The organism is Rhizobium etli 8C-3 (assembly GCF_001908375.1).
GTDB classification, from domain to species: domain Bacteria; phylum Pseudomonadota; class Alphaproteobacteria; order Rhizobiales; family Rhizobiaceae; genus Rhizobium; species Rhizobium etli_B.
In genome coordinates, this window is sequence record NZ_CP017242.1 from 407,570 (window position 1) to 430,631 (window position 23,062).

A 23,062-nucleotide genomic window follows, 5' to 3' on the forward strand; every position below is an offset into this window, starting at 1 on the left:
GCGACGTGTTGCTGGAGAGCCTGGCGGGGCCGCCGCTCCCAACGAACGCATTGATTTCGTTCGCAACCGGGAAAGAACTCCGCCGTGGCCGTCCCTCACTTCTCCGTCAGCGTCGTCGCCCGTGGCTCCGGCCGCAGCGCCGTCCTGTCGGCGGCCTACCGGCACTGCGCTAAGATGGAGTTCGAGCGGGAAGCCCGGACGATCGACTACACGCGAAAGCAGGGGCTCCTGCATGAGGAGTTCGTGATCCCTGCCGACGCGCCGGAATGGGTGCGCAGCATGATTGCCGATCGCTCGATCGCCGGCGCATCCGAGGCTTTCTGGAACAAGGTGGAGGTATTCGAAAAGCGCTCCGATGCCCAGCTTGCCAAGGATGTCACCATCGCGCTGCCAATAGAGCTGACGGCCGCGCAGAACATTGCGCTCGTCCGGGATTTCGTGGAGCGGCACATCACCGCGAAGGGCATGGTCGCCGACTGGGTCTATCACGACGCCCCAGGCAATCCGCATGTGCATCTGATGACGACATTGCGGCCGCTCACCGAAGACGGCTTCGGCTCGAAGAAGGTCGCGGTTCTCGCCCCGGACGGCAAGCCGATCCGCAATGACGCCGGCAAGATCGTCTATGAGCTATGGGCCGGCAGCACTGAGGATTTCAATGCGTTTCGCGACGGCTGGTTTGCCTGCCAGAACAAACATCTGGCGCTTGCTGGCTTGGATGTCCGGATCGATGGTCGTTCCTTCGAAAAGCAAGGTATTGACCTCGTGCCAACCATTCACCTCGGCGCCGGCGCCAAAGCCATCGAGCGCAAGGCCGAGAAGTCCGATCGGACGCAGGAGACCTCGGCGAGCAAGCTCGAACGCGTCGAGCTTCAGGAGCAGCGCCGCAGCGAGAATGCGCGGCGCATCCAGCGCCGTCCGGAGATCGTGCTTGACCTGATCACCCGGGAGAGGAGCGTCTTCGACGAACGCGATGTTGCGAAGGTCTTGTATCGCTATATCGACGATGCCGCTCTGTTCCAGAGCCTGATGGCGAGGATCCTGCAGAGCCCGGAGGCCCTCCGCCTCGAACGCGAGCGGATCAACTTTGCGACTGGTATTCGGACACCCGCCAAGTACACGACGCGGGAGATGATCCGGCTTGAAGTCGAGATGGCCACTCGCGCGATCTGGCTCTCCGGTCGCGCCTCCCATGGAGTCCGTGAGGCGGTGCTGCAGGCGACCTTTGCGCGTCATTCCCGTCTGTCGGATGAGCAGCGAACGGCAATCGAGGATGTAGCCGGGGCCACGCGGATTGCCGCTGTCATCGGCCGCGCCGGCGCCGGCAAGACGACGATGATGAAGGCTGCGCGCGAGGCGTGGGAAACGGCCGGCTATCGTGTGGTCGGCGGAGCGTTGGCTGGCAAAGCCGCCGAAGGTTTGGAGAAGGAAGCTGGCATCGTTTCCCGCACGCTGTCGTCGTGGGAGCTTCGCTGGAACCAGGGTCGCAACCAGCTCGACGACAAGACTGTTTTCGTACTCGACGAGGCCGGTATGGTGTCGTCACGGCAGATGGCGCTCTTCGTCGAAGCCGTCACCAGGGCCGGCGCCAAGCTCGTCCTTGTCGGCGATCCGGAACAGCTTCAACCGATCGAAGCGGGCGCCGCCTTCCGTGCGATCGCCGATCGCATCGGCTATGCCGAACTCGAGACGATCTATCGTCAGCGCCAGCAATGGATGCGCGACGCCTCGCTCGATCTCGCTCGTGGCAATGTCCGCAAGGCTGTCGATGCCTACACCGCCCATGGTCGAATGATTGGTTTGAGACTGAAGGACGAGGCCGTCGAAAGCCTGATCGCAGCTTGGGATCGGGACTACGACCCTTCGAAGACCAGCCTGATCCTCGCACACCTTCGCCGCGACGTCCGAAAGCTCAACGATATGGCCCGCGCCAAGCTGGTCGAGCGCGGCGTCGTCGCAGACGGATTTGCGTTCAAGACAGAGGACGGAACCCGCATGTTCGCGACCGGCGACCAGATCGTGTTCCTCAAGAACGAGGGTAGCCTTGGCGTCAAGAACGGCATGCTCGCAAAGGTGCTTGAAGCCGCACCTGGCCGGGTCGTTGCGGAGATTGGTGACGGCGAGAACCGCCGTCAGGTTACGATCGAGCAGCGCTTCTACAACAATCTCGATCACGGCTATGCGACGACGATCCACAAGAGCCAGGGCGCGACAGTCGATCGGGTGAAGGTGCTTGCTTCCCTCTCGTTGGACAGGCATCTCACCTATGTAGCCATGACGCGCCATCGTGAGGATCTCGCAGTCTACTACGGCAGTCGCTCCTTCGCGAAATCCGGCGGCCTCATCCCGATCCTGTCGCGCCGAAACGCCAAGGAAACCAGCCTCGACTACGAGAAGAGCGCTCTCTATCGCCAGGCGTTGCGCTTTGCTGAGGCCCGCGGCCTGCACCTCATGAACGTCGCCCGCACGATCGCACACGATCGCCTCCAATGGGCCGTCCGGCAGAAACAGAAACTCGCCGACCTCGGCGCCCGTCTCGCCGCCATCGGTGCGGCGCTCGGACTGGTCCGCGGCAGCAACAAGCAATCCATCCCGGGCACAATCAAGGAGGCCAAGCCCATGGTATCAGGCATCACCACCTTTCCGAAATCGCTCGACCAGGCTGTCGAAGACAAGCTCGCCGCCGATCCCGGTCTGAAGAAGCAATGGGAGGATGTGTCGACCCGTTTCCAGCTCGTCTACGCGCAACCGGAAGCCGCTTTCAAGGCGATCAATGTCGACGCCATGGTCAAGGACCAATCGATCGCGCAATCCACCCTCGCGAAGGTCGCCGGCGCCCCCGAGAGCTTCGGCGCCCTCAAGGGCAAGACCGGCCTTCTTGCCAGCCGCGCCGACAGGCAGGGCCGGGAAAAAGCCATCGCCAATGTACCGGCGCTCGCCCGGAACCTGGAACGCTATTTTCGTGAGCGGGCCGAGGCTGAGTTGAAACATGAGGCGGAGGAGCGTGCCGTCCGACTGAAGGTATCGGTCGACATCCCGGCACTCTCTCCAGCGGCCAGGCAAACACTCGAGCGTGTCCGTGATGCCATCGATCGCAACGATCTTCCGGCCGGTCTCGAATACGCGCTGGCCGACAAGATGGTCAAAGCGGAATTGGAGGGTTTCGCCAAGGCTGTGTCCGAGCGCTTCGGGGAACGGACCTTCATGCCTCTCGCCGCGAAAGACACTGATGGCAAGACCTTCGAGACCATCACGGCAGGCATGACGGCGGGCCAAAAGGCGGAGGTCCAGTCCGCTTGGAATTCCATGCGGACGGTCCAGCAACTTACTGCTCATGAACGAACGACAGAAGCTCTCAAGCAGGCTGAGACGTTGCGTCAGACGAAGAGCCAAGGGCTCTCGTTGAAATGACGGCGGGAGCTGGAACGCGCCAGGCGATGACCGCGCAACAACGACGAGCGGCTGGGATCATTTTGGTGGCCGCATTAGTCGCCATACTGGCGATCGGCACCGCCCTAGCCGGCGGTTACCGCATCAATCTGACACCGAGCGAGCCACTCGGCCTCTGGCGTATTGTTCCGCTCTATCGTCACGTTGCTGTCAATGACCTGGTGTTCATCTGCCCACCGCCAACCGCGCAAATGCAAGAAGCACGAGCGCGCGGCTATCTCCGTTCCGGTTCCTGCCCGGGCGGCGTCGCGCCGCTGATCAAGACGGTGATCGCGGTCGCCGGACAGCAGGTCGAAATCGGCGCCAGCGTGAGCGTGGAGGGGCGGGTGGTTTCCTCTTCCAATCTCGCAACGCGAGACGGAAGCGATCGGCCGTTGGCGCCGTTTATGAGCGGCGTTGTACCGCCAGAATATGTCTTCCTGCATTCCTCATTCCCCAGCTCCTACGATTCCCGATACTTCGGCCCGGTGCCTGCTTCGGGCATTCTCGGCCTGGCGCAGGAGGTCCTCACGTATGCGCCGTGAGTACATTCGATCGGCGTTACTGATATCCGCTTCGATCGCGATCGGCGTGGTGGGGTGGAGCGGCCATGTGGCTCTATTGCCGGTCGCGACGGGGTTTCCCGTCCTTTGGTCGCTGACGCGGACGAGATTGCTGGCGGCGCTTGTCTCGGCCGGATACTTCCTGGCCGCATCACGGGGGCTGCCGCAAGGTGTGGCCGCCTTTTATTCGTCGGATATCTGGCCGGGCTTGCTGCTCTGGTTTTGTGCGTCCACGAGCTTTGTCATCGTGCATGCCATCCTCTGGACGACGAACGCTTGCACTCGTCCGTTCCGCTATCTCCTTGCGGCCGTCATCATGGCCATGCCGCCGTTCGGCATTACGGGCTGGGCGCATCCCGTCACAGCCGCCGGTATTGTGTTTCCAGGATGGGGATGGTGGGGACTGGGCTTGATCACAGCTGGCCTTGCGGGCCTCGTAACCCGCATTTGGCCAGCTGTCGCCATCGCCTTGACTGGCTTTTGGCTGTGGTCCGCCGCTACCTGGACCGACCCGAAACTACCGGAAGCCCGGCGCGGCGTCGATCTGGAGTTGGGCGCTTCGCTCGGCCGTGACGCCGGTCTTCACCGCCAGCGTGACCTGATCGCAGCGGTGCGTGGCGCGGCCAGTGATGGCGCTCGCTATGTGGTGTTACCGGAAAGCGCGCTCGGCTTCTGGACGCCGACTGTGGAGCGTCTATGGACAGGCGCACTCGCCGATAGCGATGCCACAGTCATCGCCGGCGCCGCAACGGTCGATGCCTCGGGTTACGACAATGTCCTCGTGACGATCGATCGCCAGGGCGCTCGCATCCTTTATCGCGAACGCATGCCGGTTCCCGGCTCGATGTGGCAGCCGTGGCGATCGTTGTTCGGGGAGAGCGGCGGCGCGAAGGCGGATTTTTTCGCAAACCCGGTCGTTTCCATCGGTACCAGCCGGGCAGCACCACTGATTTGCTATGAGCAACTGATCGTTTGGCCGGTCCTCCAGTCCATGCTTCACGATCCGGATCTTATCCTTGCCGTCGGAAACGGTTGGTGGACCGAAGGCACATCCGTCGTCTCCATCCAACGAGCCGCTACCAACGCATGGGCAAAGCTCTTCGCTAAACCGCTTGTCATTGCCTTCAACACCTGAGCGCCAAGGAGACACCATGCTCGACGCCGCCCTAATAAAAGATTGCGCCGACCCTTCCCTCAAGCCCGCTATCGTCGAGCAGTTCGTGGCGGCTGCGGGCTCCGCCGATCCTCTCGCCGTCACCGTCAAATCGGGCGCCCGATTGATCCTCGTGCCGAAACCCAGAACGGCGGACGAGGCGATGGCGATCGTGCGGCAATATGCTGGTCAGGCCGTCGTACGCGTCGGCCTGACACAGTTTCCCGCAGGCGTTGGCGTCAAGGAACCGGCGGATCTGAAACCCGACCTTGTCGATGCCTGCCAAAACCTTCGCAAAGGCACGGCGATGTTCGCCAAGGTGCTGAGGATCGTCGCCAAGTGGTACGGCAACCCAACGAGCAAAGACGTCTTTCCGCAGATTTTCGAGGACGCGGTCTACGCCTGGAAGACCGGCGAGTTCGAGGGAGCGAGCGTGTTTCAAGCTCCTGATCCGGGACGAAGCGTGGCCGCAGACAGTGTGGCGCCCTCAGATGAGGACGAAGCAAACAGCCACAGCAATCCGGAGGGTGCGAAGATTCAAAACCCCGAACAAAGCCCCAGCGTTGGAACGGCAGAGATACGCATCGACCTGTCGAGGATCGGAGCAAAATGATCCTTCGCGATACCGCTTGACACCAGGCAGCGAGAAGCTAGATGAGCCGCAGTCCGCGGCAGCGTGGCGTGGCGCAGCGATGACACGCAAAATCCCTCATGCCGATCTAGCACAACTCGGTTTCGATCTGTTTTTCGCCGACGCAAGACTCTCGGCAAAGCCGATTCATTCGAGATGCCCACAGTCAACCGCCCGCCATGCTGGCGGCAGACATGATACTGTTATGGCTTAGTGCGCAAATAAACTCATTGAGGGCCAACCCAGTATGCTCTCCGAGACGGATACGCCGGGCTATGCAGTACCCATGCCGACGATTGCGACAACCCATCCCCTTCTCCGAAATAGATACACATTGTGTATCTCGATGTGTTAGAATGGCTGCGGAAGGATATAACTATGTCAACAAAATCCGCCTCAGAAACCAGTACGCACCCGGTCAACTTGAGGGTACGTGACGATGTGCGCGTTTTGATCGACCGCGCCGCCAAAGCGCACGGTAAAACGCGCTCGGACTTCATGATCGACGCGGCTCGCCGCGCTGCCGAAGACGCCTTGCTTGATCAGACCCTCGTTCAGGTCGATCCCGAGAGCTATAAGCATTATCTGGCCGTCCTTGACCAGCCGCCCAGCGGTGAGGGTTTTGAGCGGCTTATGAGCGCGCCAAAACCCTGGCAGGCATAATGCTTTCCGCCCCAACGCTTCTGGGCGAAGCGCATGAACTCGACCTGTTCGATAGCGGCCATGACAGCCTCGATGAATGGCTACGCCGCCGTGCCCGAAGCAATCAGGTCAGCGGCGCATCCCGGACTTACGTCGTTTGCGAAGGCGCAAGAGTGGTCGGATATTATTGTCTGTCCTCCGGCGCGCTCGCCGTGGCGCATGCACCGGGCGCTATCAGACGCAACATGCCGGACCCGATTCCTATGGCTGTGCTCGGAAGGCTGGCGATCGATCGAAGCTGGCAGGGCAAGGGCCTTGGCGCCGCCTTGTTGCAAGATGCCGTGATGCGGGTGGGGCAAGCCGCGCACATCATGGGCATTCGCGGGCTTCTTGTTCATGCGATTTCTGACGAAGCTAAGGCGTTCTATGAGCACTACGGTTTCTCAGCGTCGCCGACAAATCCGATGACACTGATCATGTCGCTCAAGTCTCTCGCAAAAACAGACTGAGGTGCCCTTTATCAGGTCTTGGTCCTGCAGGCTGATGAGCTTGAGGAGTATGACAATGTCTTGGCTTTTCATTTCAAGTGTCCGCTGTCCTAGGAGGACAGCGCGCCACACTCCACGCAGTTTCTCAAAACCAATGAAAAGCTGAGCGCCGCTACTAAACCTCGGACTGCGATGGGCCGTCATCCGGATTTCGTCAAAAGCTCGGCTGGGTCGACACCCAGCGCCTCGGCGATCTGGCCGAGGACCGTGACGCTGGCCGAAACATCGGCGCGCTCAATCGCCCCGATATAGCGCGCGCTCAGGCTCGACCGGTCCGCCAGTTCTTCCTGCGTCAGTTGCTTGCCATGACGTATCCGACGCAGATTGATCGCCATGACCTCCTTGAGATCCATGACGCGAGCGGAGCCTGAATAGGAATGATCGTTCCAGGAACGATAGTTCCGATTCCGCACGGCACGTGATATTGCTCGTCCAGCTGATCATCCACTCCCTTCGGATATAGGCAGCATGATCGTCTGGAAGTCAGGCCGTGCACTCATCGCTTAAACCGTATATGCGAGGGCGTTGTTTTCGAGCAATGAGAGAATAAAGTGAGAGGAGAAACGGATGAAGGACGTGGACTCATGCGACGCGAACGACAAAAGTGATGTGAGAGAATCTCGCTGCAGTTCGATGCAAAAGTCAGAATTAGAAGCGTTGGCAGTCGCTGCAATCCTCGAACACCGCCGGCTGCTCGCCGCGGACGAAGCTGTCTATAAAGAGTGGACCCGCGCGACCGCCGTCCCGTCGACTTCAAGTGACGTGCTCAAGAGCCTGCAAGACGAGTATCTCGCGCGTCAGAAGAAATCCGAAGCTCAGCAGGAAGAGCTTTCGGAAATCATCGATGCGCTTGGCTATGTCCCTGATGTTGCCCTGGATGGCGAAGAATGACGCTCAGACCAGCCCGTGGTCTTTAGCGATCGCGACGAGTTGCGGAACGGTCGCTGCTTCAAGCTTTCGACGCGCGCTGTCGAGATAGTGCTGCACTGTTCTCGGGTTGATTCCCGTGAGCACGGCAGTCTCCGGGGCATTTTTGCCCTTTGCTGCCCACATGAGGCACATCGCTTCCCTTGGTGAAAGTAACCGTTTAGGGGCGACAATTGTCGCCGCAGCTATGATCTTCAGCCGATAATGGATCGTCAGGACTGCGCGCATCGCTTTCTGCGCATCCTGCAATTTTGAAATTTCAACCTTCTTCTCCGACGAGGCAAAGGTCAGCATCATCGTGGAGCCGAAACTTCCTTCGACGGGAATTGTCACCCCGCTGCGAATGCCGTGTTCGATCGCTTGGTCTCGAAAGCGCTTGAGCTCGGAGGTTCCACGGGCTTTCCAATCATCAGCCGTCCAGGAAAACACCTCCATGCGACGCTTGGCCTCCGTGACCACTGGGTCGATGCGGGAATATTGGCTGCAGAGGTAAATGTCCTGCCAATCATCGGGATAGGAGTTGAAGGTACAGATCGCTGCGCCTTCGGTTTGCAAATACGCGAAACGCTCAAAACCAGAAGAGTTCGCGAAGCTTTTCAAGGCGCTTTTGATCATACGTTCATCGTGCGCGGCTTCTGCCATGTCGATGAGAGAGCGAAGGTATCCGTCCACTGACTTTCTCCTATCTTCTTTCGCAGTTGCGAGCCCTCCCAATTCGCGGCACTTTCGCGCGCCGCCTAATTATGTGATGTGACGTCCGGCCAGATGCAGCCAGTGAGGCTTCGGGTCGTGACCCATCATACCGCTTTCCCGAGGCTTACCCAGAGTGTTGCACGATAGATTGACTCACGTCTACATGGCATTCAATTTCTCCGGAAAAAAAGATAGCCGGAGAAAGATCTGCGCCGCCACCTCATCGTAGCCGCATAGCAGGGACTAACCAAACGCGACGAAATAGCGCCGATCTGAGACTCGTAACCGAGCTATCGGCCGCTATAGGAACCCGGGAAAATAATATCCTGATCGACTAAGACGTTGAACTTGTAGCCTGGCCTGATACGGATCGTCGGCTGCACGTTCAGATTCTTCGAAATCGTTTGTTCCGCGACGCGACCGAAGCTTTCCGCAAAATTCCGCCTCGCGGCATCCGAGGCCGTATCCTGCGTCGCAAGCGTCGTACTTTCGGGCAACGACATATCGATTCCCGTTCCGATAATCGCCACCAGGGCCGCTGAACCGAAGGTCCGCCAAAGATGACGGTCGACGTTGTCCTTGAAGCCGCCATAGCCCTCGGCATCCGCGCCGGCCATCCCGCCGATCTGCAGCGTCGAACCGTTCGGGAAAATGAGGTCTGTCCAGACGACGACAACCCGTTCCTGGCCAAAGGACACCTTGGAATCGTAGCGGCCGAGCAGCTTTGCGCCCTGCGGGATGAGCAGACGATACCCGGTGGCGCTGTCGTAGACGTTCTGGCTGATCTGCGCGGTAATGCGTCCCGGCAAGTCAGAAATGAGGCCGGTGATCAAGGTGGCGGGGATGACCGAACCGCGCTTCAATTCGTGGGGCGACATCTGCGGTACGACCTGGTTCGGCAGGTAGCCAAGGTCCTTGATGTCCTGATTGAAGAAATCCTCCTTCGACGTCTGGGCGTTCGGATCGACATTCTCACCCATCAAGCCGGATTTCATCGCGGCAGCATAAAGGTCGGATGCATTGTTTATCGGGGCCTTTGTCGTCTGACGGCCAATGCTCGTGGGATCTGAGGCCTTTTCGGCATCGGACGCGTCGACTTTCAGCGGCGAATCGAGCGCCGTGGCGTGGGCCTGCAGGCGGGCCATCCGCTGGCGCTGGGCCTCGCGGATATACTGCTCATCCTGCTCTCGCTTCAGGCGCGCTTTCCATTCCTCTTCGGATTCGAGCCTGGTCCGCTGCTCCTGCCCATCTGTGGGCCGTCGTTCAGCGACCGGTTCTTGCCTCTCGACTTTCTGCTCAGTGACAGGCGTCGGCTGGAAAGCCTCGCGCTCAAGCGGATCCCCGATAATTCCATCCGATATACCGCGTTTGAGTTGGTCGCCGAAATTTGTCGCTGGGGTATTGGACGCGCTTTCGATGTCGTTGCCACGGTTGAAGGAGAGCCCGCGCCAAGACAGGCCAATCACGACGACACCGAAGAACAGCACGATGACGATGATGGCAACGATGATCGGCAGGCGATTGAGGCGGCGCATGCCATTCTGATCGTCGGCCTGGTTGGACGCGCCAAGCTGGAGCGATTGGACCATATTCGTCTCCGTCAGTTGCGCTGCATGATCGAAAGCGGACTAGCCGGCACAGCACCCGCCGTAGTCGTCGTATAAGCACGGCTAAGGGCGATAGATGACGTCGAAAGCCGCGCCAGCACCTGCCCGTCGAAGCCATCGATTGCATAGACAAGCTCGACCAGCTTGATGTCCTTGCCGACTTTGCCGTCCGTGATCACAGTGTAGCCCCACCCCTTCAGGGCCGCGTCGAGGGCGGTCGCGAACTCGGACGTGTCCTTCTCGATTCTGATCGTCGTTGTGGCACCGGCCGGGCCGATCTGCTCGGCGAGCCGGCTTGCCATGTCGCCGGCGATGGCGCTTGCGGCCGGCCCGGTGATGGCTACAGGAGTTGAGCTGGTGCTCATTGCATCGTCAGAAGTTTGGCAACCGGTAAGCAATGCCGCGGCGATGACAAACGGGAGAAGCTTCCGCATCATTCAACCTCCCCGCCGGATCGTGATCTTTTGTTGCCGCCAACCCACCCCGGAAACGAGGATCGCCTTGTCGACCGCATAGTCGACGATCATCATGTCGTTCTTCATGCGATAGTTGACGATGCGGTTTTGGCCGCCGGAGACGACGAAGAGTACCGGCGCATCCTGACCGGAGATCGCCTTCGAAAACTGGATGTAGGTCTTCGCCCCGTCTGAATAGACACGCTTCGGCTTCCAGGATGCGCCGCCGCTGATTGAATAGGAAAAGTTCAGTTTGTCCGGCGCCGTGCCGGGAATACCGCCAGTTTCGAGGCGGGCATTGATGTCGGCGAGCTTGGTCGACACGTCCTCCGGATATTCGAAACCAACGCGCGCCATATACTGGCTCGGATGGGACTTGAGCTGGATATGATAGGTTCGCCGGGAGGTCGTGACGACCATCGAGGTGAGAAGGCCCGGTTCGGACGGCTTGACGATCAGATGTATCGCCTGCCCACCTGCCGCCCCGGAGGAAGCAGGCTCCACCTTCCAGCGCACGGTGTCACCGACGAGGACATCGCGAACAACCTCGCCGCCCTGCAACTCAATATCGCAAACCTGCAGCGGCGAACAGACGACGGAGGGCTGCGTTTCGCCAAATAGGAAGATGACCTTTCCGTCCGGCCCCATTGTCACCAGCCCCGGCGTGCCGCGCCATTTGCCCGAGATGTTGGTTCCCTTCACCTCGTTCCTCGTCATGCTTTGCGCCTGCGCGCCCCCGGCAAGCAAAAGTCCGGCTATGCAGCCGGCGGCTGCGATCAATCCCGTTTTTTTCATTGAAAGAATCCCTGCCCTTAAAGCTGTGCCGTCCAGTCGAAATCCCGTACGTAGAGGCCGATCGGATTGAGGCGGATGATCGCCTCGTCCTGCGGCGTGGTCAGCGTCACCGTCGCGATCCCGCGGAACCGGTGCGTCCCCGTTTCCTTGCCCTTCCGATCCCTCTCGTACTCGGTCCAGTCGATCTGATAGGTCTCGTTCGACAGCGCCACGATGTTGTTCACCTCGATGGCGACCGTCGATGTCTTCGCCTTCTCGAATGGCGAATTGCCGCGGAACCAGGCGTTGATCTTCTGGGTCGACGGATCTGAGGTTCGCAGCAGCGCGTAGGTCCGGTCGATATATTGCTTCTGCACGACGGCATCCGGCGTGATCGAACGGAAGCTGGTGACGAAGTTGCCGAGCGTCGCGCGCACCACGCGGGAATCGGCATATTCGATCTGCTCGGGAAAGCCGGCCGTGACCGCGGTTCCGAGCTTGTCGACCTCGACGATATAGGCCACTAGCTTAACCTGGGTGCTGAGATACATCGCATAGCCGAAGCCGATGACGGCCATGACCAGACCGAGCACACCAACGATGCGCCATGCGGCTGCGGCCTTCACATAGGAACCATAGCGTTCGCTCCATTCCTGGCGGGCGGCAACATACGGGTTTTCCGGGGCGCGGTTCGCTGCCATTTATTCTTCCCTTGTCTCGATTACGGTTTGTCGTTGCGTTCGGGAGGAGGCTTCGGTCCGCTATGACCGCTCCGCTGTTCATCGAGCTTGGCGTTTGCCAGACCGAGGATCGAACCCGCATAGGCGCCGGGAGACCCGATCGCCTTATCCTTCGCCGCCGATCCCGTCGCTTGCGCGCCTGAACCGACGCCCGCGCCGATGCCACGAAGAGCGGCACCTGCGACCGAGGAACCCGCGGCGCGGGCGGCTTGAGCCGCTGCAAAGCCCGCGCCGGCGGCGCCAGCGGCAAGGAAGCCCGCCCCAGCTGCGAAAGACGCCGCTTGCCCGCCGTGGCGGATCGCTTCCATTCCGCCGGAGACCGATGCGCCCTGGACAACGCCCTGAATGATGCTCGGGACATACATGGCGATGATGAAGACCACGACGGAGATACCGGCTATGGCCAAGGTCGTGACGAACTGATCGGACGAGGCAGTGGGCGCTTGGGCGAGGCCAAGCAGGACGTTCGATCCAATCTTGGCGATCATCACCAGGGCCATGAGCTTCATGCCGACGCCGAAGGCATAGACGAGGTAGCGAACAGCAAAGTCTTTCGTGAAGGACGAACCGCCCAGTCCGAGCATGATCATGCCGGCGAGCAGGCCGACATACATTTCGACCATGACCGAGACGAAAATCGCTGCGACAAGTGAAAAGCAGATGACGACGACGCCCATTGCCAACACCGCCGCGATCGCCAGCGCATTGTCCTCGAATACACCGAACTGTGCTTGCTGCGAAATTTGCGCGGCGACCCGGATGCCGGCGTCGAACACTTCAGCGGGCGAGGCTGAACCGCCGCCGGCGCCGATCTGGAAAAGACTGTCGACCACGGCTCGCGAAAAGGTCGGACCCTGGTCGAGAACAAATGCGAAGAAACCGACGAACATGATCCGCCGCACCAGCTCGGCGAACCAACTGTCCAGTGAGGCGGCCTGGATCGCGAGCCAGACGGCGGCAATGCCAATCTCGATTGCCGCAAGGATCCAGAAAAGGGACTTCGCGGCATCAATGATGGTGGTCTCCCACCCCTTCGCAGCGGTCGAGACCTGGTTTTCCAGTTCCGTGAGGACCTGTCCCTCCTGCGCGAGCGCGGGTAGGGCAAAGGCGATGCACAGAGGCCCTGCAATCAGAAATGAACGTGCAACGATTGCCTTCACCATCTCGGGCGCATCTCCTGACCGTCCTTGATTGGCGGCAGTTCCTTACCGGAGCCGGAGAAATTCTCGCGGGCGGCGCGCTGCTCGGTGAGGGCAGGTTTGCCGCCGTCTCTGGAAGTGATGACCAGCACAGTCGCTGCAGACGATACAGCGGCAACAGCGAGCAACAGGGCAACGAGGATGGCGCGGTTCACCAGCGAGGCTCCATTTTCTGACCCTCCGGAATACTCTTGACCTCGGCGTCAAAGAACGTCTCCCGCCGCGCTTGCGCCAGGTCCTCGTCGGTTTGCTCTGTTTGGAGCCACGTGCCCATCATCGTCATTTGCTGGGAGACTAGACCGCGCAGCTTCTGCATCTGGGCGACCTGCTGAGCGGCGATTTCGTGCCCGACCTGCAAGGCCTTCATCTGGCCGTCAGCCGTCTCGGACATCGACCGCAACGAGGACATCGTATCCTCTTCGCTATCGAACTGGTCGGCCGTGAGGCTCGCCGCCTTCAGCGTGCCGGCGATCGTGTCGCGGTTGGTGTCCGACCAGGTTTGGTATGTCGAGGAGAAGCTCTCGGCATTCGGAAGATTGCTTTTGAGGTCGGCATAACTCTTAAACCGCTGCTGGAGCACATCGTCTGCGTTCCCCATCGAAAACGAAATGCTCTGGCCCTGATCTACGATGCTTCGGAGTTGATTGAGGTCGCTTTCGACCTGTCCCCAGACGTGGCTCGGAAGCTGCGCAGTATTCTGCAGCATGTTCTCGTAGATCTTCAGCTGGTTCTGGATCTGCTCGGCGAGCTGGTTGATCTGCGTGATCTGGTTCTGGATCTGCTCACCAGACTTTCCGACTAGCGAAATCAGCTCGCCGTTGTTGAGAACTTGCGTCCATTCAGTTGCAGCACCCGTGGCCGTGCCGGCATGGGTCGGTGCCACGGCGCCCATCGTCAGAGCGACGGCCGCCAGGCCGGCGGACCATTTATTCGAAGTTAAGCAGCGATGCGGCATCCTGGACCCCTCTCGTCTGTAGCCAATGGATCGGCCAGTCGAGGCCATGTTCGGATCTGAGCGCGCGGATCCTCTTGAGATCATCCTTGCCGGACGCGCCGACGAAGCTGAGTGCTGCCGGGCCGAGTGACATGTCGAAGAGACGCCGGCCTTCGGGAGTGGCGACGTAGTATTCGCGCTTTGGGATCGAGTTAGAGACGATCTCGATCTGACGGTCGTTGAAGCCGATCCGCTCGTAGAATTCCCGCGTCCCTGGCTCACGGGCGGCGGTGTTTGGAAGGCAAATCTTGGTCGGGCAGGATTCCTTCAGCACGTCGATAATCCCGGACCGTTCAGCATCCGAGATCGACTGGGTGGCGAGAACGACTGCGCAATTCGCCTTGCGCAACACCTTCAGCCATTCTCGAATTTTGCTGCGAAAGACAGGATGGCCGAGCATCAGCCAGGCCTCGTCGAGGACGATCAGGCTCGGTGACCCATCGAGACGCTTCTCGATCCGGCGAAACAGGTAGGTCAGGACCGGCACGAGATTGCGCTCACCCATGCTCATGAGCTGCTCAATCTCGAAAGTCTGGAAGGCGCCAAGCGACAGACCATCCTCCTCTGCGTCGAGGAGCTGACCCATCGGCCCGTCGACCGTGTAGTAATGGAGTGCGTCCTTGATCTCGCGCATCTGCACGCCGCTCACGAAATCCGAAAGCGAGCGACCGGCCGCGCTGGCCATCAGGCCAACCTGACGCGAGATGGCGTTGCGATGGTCGGGCGTGATGGTGACCCCCTGTAGGCCGACCAGCATCTCGATCCATTCCGTCGCCCAGGCCCGATCAGCGTCGCTTTTAACGTAGGCTAGAGGGCAGAAGGCCAGCGCCCTCCCCTCTTCCGCGTTGTCTCCGCCGATCTCATAGTGATTACCGCCCGCGGCAAGCGTCAGTGGCAGAAGCGAGCTTCCCTTGTCGAACGCAAAGATCTGCGCGCTTTCGTATCGGCGAAACTGTGCAGCAATCAGCGCCAGGAGTGTCGACTTGCCGGAACCGGTCGGGCCGAAGATCAGCGTGTGGCCGACATCATCGACATGCAGGTTGAGCCGGAACGGTGTCGAGCCACTCGCAACCTGCATCAGCGGCGGCGAGTTCGATGGATAGAATGGGCATGGCGCGATCGTGTTTCCCGACCAGACCGAGTTGAGTGGGATCAGATCGGCGAGATTGCTGGTGTTGATCAGTGGCTCGCGAATGTTGCAATACCAGTTGCCCGGCAGACTACCGAGAAAGGCGTCGGTGGCGTTGAGCGTTTCAATTCGTGCCCCAAAGCCCTCTGCCTGGATCAGCCGGCGGATTGCCTCCGCCTTCTCCTGCAGCGCTTCGCGATCGTGATCAAACAGTACGACGACCGGCGTGTAATAGCCATAAGCAACCAGCTGCGACGAGGCCTGCGCAATAGCATCCTCGGTCTCGGTCACCATCGTCATCGCGTCTTGGTCAACCGATCTGCTCTGCGTCTGAAACAGCTGGTCGAAGAATGGCCGGACCTTCTGTTGCCATTTCTTGCGCGTGCGTTCGAGCTTCGCCCTAGCTTCCTCAGCATCGAGAAAGATGAAGCGCGATGACCACCGATAGGTGAGCGGCATCAGGTCAAGGCTGTTCAGAATGCCCGGCCAGCTTTCGGCCGGCAGACCGTCGATCGCCACGACACCAAGGAACCGGCTCTCGATCTTCGGCGTCAGTCCGTGCTCAAGCTCGGCAGTCGCGATCCAATCGAGATACATGGGAACATCCGGAAGCCGGATCGGATGGCTCTCGCCGGTGATGCAGAAGCGGACGAACTGAAGCAGCTCGTCATAGCGGGCAATCCGCTCCCCTCCCCTCTCGACCGTTTCGCGGGTTTCCATTCGCCGGACCGATAGCGTGTTCGCAAAATACTGCTCGATCTCTCGGACGGCGTTCTTAAAAATGAAGAGCACTTTGTCCGCATAGGACTTCTTGCGGCTTTCCTCGTCCGAGTAGACGTATTTGCTGAGCGCGGTCTTTTTGGACTCGAGAGGCCGGTAGGTCAGAATCAGTGCGTGCTTGCTCTCGAAATGTCCCTGTTCGCGTGCGAAATGCGCCCTGCGCTCGGCATCGATCGCGCGGGTGACCGGGTCGGGAAAATGGCAATGGTCTTCTGAGGGATAGTCGACCGTCGGAATGCGGATGGCCTCGACCTGGATCATCCAGCCGCTTCCAAGTCGCGACAGGATCGCATTGATCTGCCGCGACAGCTCGTTGCGTTCGAGGTCGGTCGCACTTTCGGAATCCGGGCCGGCAAAGTACCAACCCGCCATCAGGCTTCCATCCTTCAACAGGAGGACACCATTGTCGACGAGGCCGGCGTATGGAACGAGATCGGCGAAGGATGGACCCGTTGCCCGGAAGCGTTTGAGAGCTACCATGGCCGTCTCCTCAGTACCGCCGCCACGGCGAGGTGGTCGCCTTATAGGTCGGCTTGTAGGAAATGTGCCGCACGTAGACCTGTCGCATGAGCGGATCGGACTTCGCCATCATCCTCAGCGCCCCGACGATCACGATCCAGACGGCGACACCGAAGAGCGCCGAATAGACCGTGAGGACGACGAAGATCAGTATCACCGCTGCAAGACCCGTGATCAGCACCAGCTCCCTATCCGCGCCCATCAGCAGATTCGGACGAGACAGAGCGCGGTGAATGCGGTTGCGCCGCAAGCCGGACAGGGATTCAGCCATGAGTCCCCTCCCCTTCTCCGTTTGAACCAGTTGACGTGATCTGCTCGTCAGTCAGCCCGATCGAAGCGCCGGTCGCGCCGAATAGGCCGACGATGGTGGTGGCGCCGAGGAGGATGCCGGCGACCAGAACGACATAGACAAGTCGCCGCGCGAAATCGTTCAGCTCCCCGCCAAAGATCAGCATCCCACCGGCAATGGCGACGGCCGCAAGCGCGATGTAACCGGCAACCGGGCCAGTGATCGATTCCTGAATTTGCTCGAGTGGTCCCTCCCACGGAAGGCTGCCGCCGGAACTGGCCATCGCCGGCGTTACAGATGCAAGGCTCGGCACTACAATGAGCGCGATGGCGATGAGTGCATATTTACGCGACATGGCGCGCCTCCTGTTCTTCCGTGAGCTGGTCGGATTCGATCTCGTACTGGCCGCCCGCGAACCGCTCGACGTGGATGACGTCTCGAACACGCCGCCCGCGCGGCGTCCGCTCGATCGAGATGACCAGGTCGACGGCCTCCCCGATCACCTCATGCATCGGTTGCTGGCTCGCTTCGGCGGTCAGTTGTTCAAGGCGACGCAGCGCCGACATGGCGGTGTTCGAGTGGATGGTCGCCACCCCGCCCGGATGGCCGGTGTTCCAGGCCTTGAGCAATGTAAGGGCGGCGCCGTCGCGGACTTCGCCCACGACGATCCGATCGGGACGCAACCGCATGGTGCTCTTGAGGAGCCGCGCCATGTCGATCGTATCGCTGGTGTGCAGGAGAACGGCGTTCTCTGCCGCGCACTGAATTTCCGCGGTGTCTTCAAGAATAACGAGCCGATCCTCCGGCGTCGATTTGACGATCTCGGCGATGACGGCGTTCGCAAGCGTCGTCTTGCCCGAACCGGTCCCCCCGGAAATGATGATGTTCAGCCTGGAGGAAATTGCGCTGCGGATCGTCGAGGCCTGATATTCGGTCATCACGTCTGCACGGACATAATCCCCGAGCGGAATGAGGCGGGAGGCGCGGCGCCGAATGGTAAAGGCAGGTCTGGCGACGACGGGAGGCAACAGACCCTCGAAGCGGTGGCCGCCGATTGGCAACTCACCGGAGATGATCGGTTGTTCCGTGTCGACCTCGGACTGGAGCGCATGCGCCACGGTTCCGATCACCATTTCTGCAGTAGCAGAGGACATTTCTCCGGCGGGCGCGATGCCGTGGCCGAGCCGTTCGATGAAGAGCTTTCCGTCCGGATTGAGCATGATTTCGACGACATTCACGTCATCCAGAGCAACGCAGAGCTGATCGCCGAGCGCCTCCTGAAGTTTGCGGACAAGGCGGGGATGAGAGCGAAGCTGGTTCACGGATTTCTCCTTACGCTGCCTAGCTGAGAGGGAAGAGTTCAGAACGGTAGTTGGAAGGGCGGAGCCTTTGGAATGCGTCCGCATTCGCGGGCAGTGTGCCCGCTACGGCCATCGTCACGCCGATCTTCCTGGGCTCACCCAAACGATGCAGCGGCCACCCAACGCGAGCGAGAATCCGCTCGAACCGGAGATCGGTCACAGTGACAATCTCGGTGTAGCCATTCGCCATGCACCATTCGATGATGCCGGCGAACATGGTCAGCGTCGCCTCATGGACTGAGCCGCCTCCCCTTCCATCCACGAGGCTCGTATCAACGCAGAAGCGTGAACTCTCGATCATGAAACGATGGGCCTTCAATCCCTCCTTCGGGAGAAGCGAGGAGAAGACGTCCGACACCATGGTTGGGCCAAGTGCAGGAAGGAGCCTGGCGCATCCTGCCACCTGGTCGCTGTCCGACACGGCAATGATGTAAGTTGGCTGAAGTGCATCGAACGCGTCTGCTTCCCGGCCGTCGAATACATCGACTTCCCAACCGAGCCGATCGGAAAATACCTGAGCTCGAAGCTTGTGATGTGCTTCGAGAAGTTGTGGTTCCGGTATGCCCTGTCGTGCCGAAATCGCGACTACCTGCATGTTTTTCTCCGTCGTTTAGGTCTGCGGGGAAATGAGCACGGATCAGAATCGCTGGGCAGTTGTAGAATCCGACAAGGTAGCTCGAGGTGAATCGGGTGTTGCGGTGTAGAAGGGATTACTGACGTCGCCCGACGGCTAGCTTGGATTTGTAGGATTCACAGGAGAACAATTCGGGATCATGAAGCCGGGTGTGTTTGGCTAACCCTCAGAGTGGAAAAACAAAAATCCGAAAAGCCACTTGTCGGTTCGTTCAGGAACTTGGGTTTTGTTAACCTTTTGTTAACCCTAAACTTCTGGACCGGTCGAGAGAATCGTGTTCTATCTTTGGCGGGCAATGGCCGGTAAACCGGCACGAAGCCGCCAAGAGGGAAAGATGGCGATAGCACAACGGGTAGAATCGGTGGTTGCTTCCAAGGAAGATGCTGGCAGCAAGATCACGCGCCATGCGGGCCTCCTGTCTCAGCAATTGCAGCAGCTTCGAACGCGCATGTATCCGCCGAAGTCGGAAAAGACTTTGCGGCAGTTCCTTACCAACGAAGTATCCAAGCTGACGTCGATACCAGATTCGACCTTGAAACTGATGTCCAGCGAAGGGCGCGGTCCGAGCCCGAGCAGGCTCGAAAACAATCATCGCGTCTATACCCTCGCGCAGATCAACGAACTGCGTGAACTCTTCGCAAAACAGAAACCTGCTGATGCACTGCGCTTCCTTCCCCGCCGGCGGGAGGGAGAGCATTTGCAGGTTGTCGCGATCGCGAATTTCAAGGGCGGCAGTGCCAAGACGACAACCAGCGTGCATCTTGCGCATTATCTTGCCCTCCATGGCTATCGGGTTCTTGCCCTGGACCTTGATCCGCAAGCCTCCCTTTCTGCCTTGTTTGGCGCACAGCCTGAGGTCGATGTGGGAGCGAACGAGACGATCTACGCAGCCTTGCGATACGACGAAGGCGCTCGGCGCCCAATACGCGACATTATCCGCAAGACCTATTTCGACGGCGTCGATCTCATCCCCGGCAATCTTGAGGTTATGGAGTATGAGCACGAGACGCCTCGTGTTCTGGCGAACAAATCCAGCTCAGGGGCGATTTTTTTCGAGCGGCTGAAACTCGCTCTCGCTGAAGTGGAGGAAGACTACGATGTTGTTATCCTCGACACGCCGCCGTCGCTTGGGTTCTTGACCCTGAGCGCGATCTACGCTGCGACGAGCATGATTATCACGGTCCATCCGGCGATGCTGGACGTGGCCTCTATGAGCCAGTTTCTGCTCATGATGGGAGACCTGATCAGTGTTCTCAACGAAAGCGGAGCTCAGCTCGATCAGGACTTCATTCGTTATCTGGTAACGCGACATGATCCGAATGACGCACCCCAGTCGCAGGTGGTTGCCATGATGCGCCACCTCTTCGGAACAGACGTGCTGCTTCCGACGGCAATCGAGAGCACCGCGGTCGAAGCCGCCGGGCTGGCCAAGCGATCGATCTATGAACTCGAAATGGGGCAGATCGGACGTGATACCCACAAGCGAGCACGAGAGGCAGTCGATGCCGTGAACGAGGCCATTGTTCGCCTGATCAACACGAGCTGGGGGCGTGAATGAGCAAATCCCCCCGCAAGTCTATTGTCGCAAGCTTCGGACTGCTTTCCGCGGAGTTGGAAAGTGATCAGGCTGCGGATCAGCAGCAGCCGTCAGTGTCCCCCGCGCCGTCTGCCGGCAATCGCGTCGGAGCTGGCGTGATCGGAGCGGCCCATCGAGCCATCGATGACATCCGGACGGAGCGAGATCGTTTGAAGGCTCTCCTCGAGGCGGGAGGCGGTTCGGTTCGAGATATGGATCCGTCGCTCATTGACCCCTCCCCCTACCCGGACAGGCTGCCTGACGACGACGCAGGCGACTTCGAGGCGTTCAAGCGTTCGATCGAGACGGATGGACAGAAGGTGCCCATTCAGATCCGGAAACATCCGTTATCACCTGGCCGCTACCAGGTGGTCTATGGCCATCGGCGCTGGCTTGCTGCCAAGCAACTTGGCCTGCCCGTCCGCGCGATCGAGGTCGAGATTTCCGATGTCGATCTTGTTGTCGCGCAGGGTATCGAAAATGCCAGCCGTCAGGACCTGACATGGATCGAGCGCGCCTTGTTTGCTTTCCGCATGGATGAAGCCGGAATCAAACCGCGGGACATCTACGCAGCGCTTTCTATCGAGGACGCGGAACTGGCTCGGATGCGAAGCGTCTATCGATCCGTCCCTGCCGACGTCATTGAAGCTATCGGGCGGGCGCCAAAGATTGGTCGTCCACGCTGGCTTGATTTGGCCAAGATGGTTGCGGGCGACTCAGGAACGCTCGACGCCCTACGGGCGGCGCTGGTTAAGAAGGGGGATGTGGCTGAGACCTCCGATCAAAGATTTCAGCGTGTGTTGAACGCCATCAAGCCAGCATCGACCGGTCGCCGGGAGCCAAGCCCGATTACTGACAAGGGCGGGACAAAGCTCGGCGTCTTGTTGATGTCCTCGAAAGAGGTTCGAATTTCGGCCGAGGGTTCACTCGGGATCGAGTTTTTGAAGTTTGTTGAGGCGGAGATCCCAGCGCTTACGGAGCGCTTTGCCCGCCTAAGACACGAAAAACCCTGACAGCTGTCAGAGTTTTAGAGGCCAAGAAAGGAAACGCTGCAAAAGAAAAAGGCCCCCTAAACGTTGCCGTCGTGGAAGCCTCTCTCTCTGTGTGACAACTAGAGAATCGCATTTCCCCGAATCCCAGTCAAGAGTCTTTGGCACCGTAATTTGGTGAGCAGGTTTCTTTTGCCTCTTTGAAGGTGAAGAAAATGCAGATTGGAAGTGTGACGACGCCCTTTGGGCGGCGGCCGATGACGCTTGCCTTGGTGAGGCGGCAAATTGAGACGAGCGAGATCAAGCCAGGCAAGTCGGCCGACAAATGGAAGGTCTTTAGGGACGCCTCCGAAGCGAGAGAGTTGCTTGGATTGCAGGATCGCAGCCTAGCCGTCCTCGACGCACTCTTGAGCTTTTATCCAGACAACGAATTGCGCCAAGACGCGCAGCTCATTGTTTTCCCATCCAACGCGCAATTGACACTTCGGGCGCACGGTATCGCCGGCGCTACGCTTAGGAGACATCTGGCTCTTCTCGTTGAGGCCGGACTGATCGTTCGTAAGGACAGCGCGAATGGGAAGCGCTACGCCCGGAAGGACAAGGCGGGTGCGATCGATAACGCATTCGGCTTTGATCTGTCACCGTTACTCATGAGAGCCGAGCAGCTCGCCATGATGGCGCAACAGGTCGTTGCCGATCGTTTAGCGCTCCGGCGGGCGAAGGAAAATTTGACAATTTGCCGCCGCGACGTCCGAAAGCTCATTTCGGCCGCGATCGAGGAAGGCGCGTCAGGGGACTGGGAGAACATCGAAGCAATCTACATCGGCCTCGTGAGTAAGATTCCTCGCTCGCCGACGCTCAGCGATGTCAATTCAATCCTGGACGAGATGGAACTCCTTCAGGGGGAGATCATCAACGTTCTGGAAATGCAGCAAAAAGGGGAAAATACTAGCACCAATGATGCTCAAAATGAGCGTCACATACAGAATTCAAAAACCGAATCCATCTATGAATTTGAACCTAGCTCTGAAAATGAGCGGGGCGCGAAGTCGGTGGATGATGATCGGCCGAAGCGGGAGCCGGTCCGTAATTTTCCGCTTGGCATGGTGCTGCGAGCCTGCGCAGGCATCTCGATGTATGGACCGAGCGGGGCCATCGGCAGTTGGCGCGACATGATGGCCGCGGCGATCGTCGTGCGGTCGATGCTGGGCGTCAGCCCGTCGGCCTATCAGGAGGCCTGCGAGGTGATGGGGCCGGAAAATGCGGCGACAGCGATCGCCTGCATCCTTGAGCGGAGTGGACATATCAATTCGCCGGGCGGCTATCTGCGTGACCTCACGCGCAAGGCGGAGCGGGGCGAATTTTCACTGGGGCCGGTGCTGATGGCGCTGCTAAGGGCTCAGGGACAAGGCGATAGAGCGGCCGGCTAG

Annotated in this window: 24 protein-coding genes; 10 read left to right on the forward strand and 14 right to left on the reverse strand. The window is 59.8% G+C overall.

Annotated features, from left to right (window positions below; all coding sequences use genetic code 11):
- Positions 1-84 precede the first annotated feature (84 nt).
- From traA to AM571_RS22440, 6 genes are all read left to right on the forward strand, one after another.
- Positions 85-3,411: a Ti-type conjugative transfer relaxase TraA gene (gene traA / locus AM571_RS22415; protein WP_074063652.1), complete on the forward strand. Its 3,327-nt coding sequence runs from the start codon at positions 85-87 to the stop codon at positions 3,409-3,411.
- A 26-nt stretch (positions 3,412-3,437) separates the two neighbouring features.
- Positions 3,438-3,974 carry a conjugative transfer signal peptidase TraF gene (traF, locus tag AM571_RS22420; protein WP_237358584.1) on the forward strand — a complete coding sequence of 179 codons (537 nt, stop codon included), beginning with the start codon at positions 3,438-3,440 and terminating at the stop codon, positions 3,972-3,974.
- On the forward strand, positions 3,964-5,127 hold the full coding sequence (locus AM571_RS22425) for a conjugal transfer protein TraB (RefSeq protein WP_074063654.1): 1,164 nt from the start codon (positions 3,964-3,966) through the stop codon (positions 5,125-5,127). The genes traF and AM571_RS22425 overlap by 11 nt, the downstream gene beginning before the upstream one ends.
- Before the next feature lie 16 nt (positions 5,128-5,143).
- Positions 5,144-5,758 carry a TraH family protein gene (locus tag AM571_RS22430; protein WP_074063655.1) on the forward strand — a complete coding sequence of 205 codons (615 nt, stop codon included), beginning with the start codon at positions 5,144-5,146 and terminating at the stop codon, positions 5,756-5,758.
- A 396-nt stretch (positions 5,759-6,154) separates the two neighbouring features.
- Positions 6,155-6,439, forward strand: a complete 285-nt coding sequence (locus AM571_RS22435) for a DUF1778 domain-containing protein (RefSeq protein ID WP_074063656.1) — start codon at positions 6,155-6,157, stop codon at positions 6,437-6,439.
- Entirely contained in the window at positions 6,439-6,927 is a 489-nt protein-coding gene (locus AM571_RS22440) for a GNAT family N-acetyltransferase (protein WP_074063657.1), read from the forward strand. The genes AM571_RS22435 and AM571_RS22440 overlap by 1 nt, the downstream gene beginning before the upstream one ends.
- 179 nt (positions 6,928-7,106) lie before the next feature.
- On the opposite strand, the gene AM571_RS22445 is transcribed toward AM571_RS22440, so the two are convergent.
- Positions 7,107-7,319 (reverse strand): helix-turn-helix domain-containing protein, encoded by a 213-nt coding sequence (locus AM571_RS22445; RefSeq protein WP_074063658.1) that lies wholly within the window; start codon positions 7,317-7,319, stop codon positions 7,107-7,109.
- A 214-nt stretch (positions 7,320-7,533) separates the two neighbouring features.
- Here AM571_RS22445 and AM571_RS22450 point away from each other — a divergent pair, with 214 nt between their 5' ends.
- The gene (locus tag AM571_RS22450) at positions 7,534-7,857 is read left to right on the forward strand and encodes a transcriptional repressor TraM (protein ID WP_074063659.1); all 324 of its coding nucleotides are present in this window, start codon (positions 7,534-7,536) and stop codon (positions 7,855-7,857) included.
- Between the two features lie 3 nt (positions 7,858-7,860).
- On the opposite strand, the gene AM571_RS22455 is transcribed toward AM571_RS22450, so the two are convergent.
- The 13 genes from AM571_RS22455 to traI form a co-directional block, all read right to left on the reverse strand.
- A complete protein-coding gene (locus AM571_RS22455) occupies positions 7,861-8,565 on the reverse strand; it encodes an autoinducer binding domain-containing protein (protein ID WP_074063660.1) in 705 nt (234 codons plus the stop codon).
- 311 nt (positions 8,566-8,876) lie between these two features.
- Positions 8,877-10,175: an IncP-type conjugal transfer protein TrbI gene (trbI, locus tag AM571_RS22460; RefSeq protein WP_074063661.1), complete on the reverse strand. Its 1,299-nt coding sequence runs from the start codon at positions 10,173-10,175 to the stop codon at positions 8,877-8,879.
- 11 nt (positions 10,176-10,186) lie between these two features.
- The gene (gene trbH, locus AM571_RS22465; protein ID WP_074063712.1) at positions 10,187-10,627 is read right to left on the reverse strand and encodes a conjugal transfer protein TrbH; all 441 of its coding nucleotides are present in this window, start codon (positions 10,625-10,627) and stop codon (positions 10,187-10,189) included.
- Between the two features lie 3 nt (positions 10,628-10,630).
- Positions 10,631-11,443: a P-type conjugative transfer protein TrbG gene (gene trbG, locus AM571_RS22470; RefSeq protein ID WP_074063662.1), complete on the reverse strand. Its 813-nt coding sequence runs from the start codon at positions 11,441-11,443 to the stop codon at positions 10,631-10,633.
- 17 nt (positions 11,444-11,460) lie between these two features.
- Positions 11,461-12,123 (reverse strand): conjugal transfer protein TrbF, encoded by a 663-nt coding sequence (locus AM571_RS22475; protein ID WP_074063663.1) that lies wholly within the window; start codon positions 12,121-12,123, stop codon positions 11,461-11,463.
- 20 nt (positions 12,124-12,143) lie between these two features.
- Complete coding sequence (trbL, locus tag AM571_RS22480) at positions 12,144-13,325, reverse strand: P-type conjugative transfer protein TrbL (protein WP_074063664.1); 1,182 nt, start codon at positions 13,323-13,325, stop codon at positions 12,144-12,146.
- Positions 13,319-13,516, reverse strand: a complete 198-nt coding sequence (gene trbK, locus AM571_RS22485) for an entry exclusion protein TrbK (RefSeq protein ID WP_074063665.1) — start codon at positions 13,514-13,516, stop codon at positions 13,319-13,321. The genes trbL and trbK overlap by 7 nt, the downstream gene beginning before the upstream one ends.
- Positions 13,513-14,316 (reverse strand): P-type conjugative transfer protein TrbJ, encoded by an 804-nt coding sequence (gene trbJ, locus AM571_RS22490; RefSeq protein ID WP_074063666.1) that lies wholly within the window; start codon positions 14,314-14,316, stop codon positions 13,513-13,515. Before trbJ ends, trbK begins: the two co-directional genes overlap by 4 nt.
- Entirely contained in the window at positions 14,288-16,744 is a 2,457-nt protein-coding gene (locus AM571_RS22495) for a conjugal transfer protein TrbE (protein ID WP_074063667.1), read from the reverse strand. Before AM571_RS22495 ends, trbJ begins: the two co-directional genes overlap by 29 nt.
- 10 nt (positions 16,745-16,754) lie before the next feature.
- On the reverse strand, positions 16,755-17,054 hold the full coding sequence (locus tag AM571_RS22500; RefSeq protein WP_074063668.1) for a conjugal transfer protein TrbD: 300 nt from the start codon (positions 17,052-17,054) through the stop codon (positions 16,755-16,757).
- Positions 17,047-17,427, reverse strand: coding sequence for a TrbC/VirB2 family protein (locus AM571_RS22505; RefSeq protein WP_074063669.1), 381 nt, complete (start codon positions 17,425-17,427; stop codon positions 17,047-17,049). Before AM571_RS22505 ends, AM571_RS22500 begins: the two co-directional genes overlap by 8 nt.
- On the reverse strand, positions 17,417-18,394 hold the full coding sequence (gene trbB, locus AM571_RS22510; RefSeq protein WP_074063670.1) for a P-type conjugative transfer ATPase TrbB: 978 nt from the start codon (positions 18,392-18,394) through the stop codon (positions 17,417-17,419). The genes AM571_RS22505 and trbB overlap by 11 nt, the downstream gene beginning before the upstream one ends.
- A 19-nt stretch (positions 18,395-18,413) precedes the next feature.
- Entirely contained in the window at positions 18,414-19,028 is a 615-nt protein-coding gene (gene traI, locus AM571_RS22515) for an acyl-homoserine-lactone synthase TraI (RefSeq protein ID WP_074063671.1), read from the reverse strand.
- A gap of 373 nt (positions 19,029-19,401) precedes the next feature.
- Here traI and repA point away from each other — a divergent pair, with 373 nt between their 5' ends.
- The 3 genes from repA (at position 19,402) to repC (ending at position 23,062) form a co-directional block, all read left to right on the forward strand.
- Positions 19,402-20,625 (forward strand): plasmid partitioning protein RepA, encoded by a 1,224-nt coding sequence (gene repA, locus AM571_RS22520; RefSeq protein ID WP_074063672.1) that lies wholly within the window; start codon positions 19,402-19,404, stop codon positions 20,623-20,625.
- Entirely contained in the window at positions 20,622-21,656 is a 1,035-nt protein-coding gene (gene repB, locus AM571_RS22525) for a plasmid partitioning protein RepB (RefSeq protein WP_074063673.1), read from the forward strand. Before repA ends, repB begins: the two co-directional genes overlap by 4 nt.
- Positions 21,657-21,847: 191 nt before the next feature.
- Positions 21,848-23,062 (forward strand): plasmid replication protein RepC, encoded by a 1,215-nt coding sequence (gene repC / locus AM571_RS22530; protein ID WP_074063674.1) that lies wholly within the window; start codon positions 21,848-21,850, stop codon positions 23,060-23,062.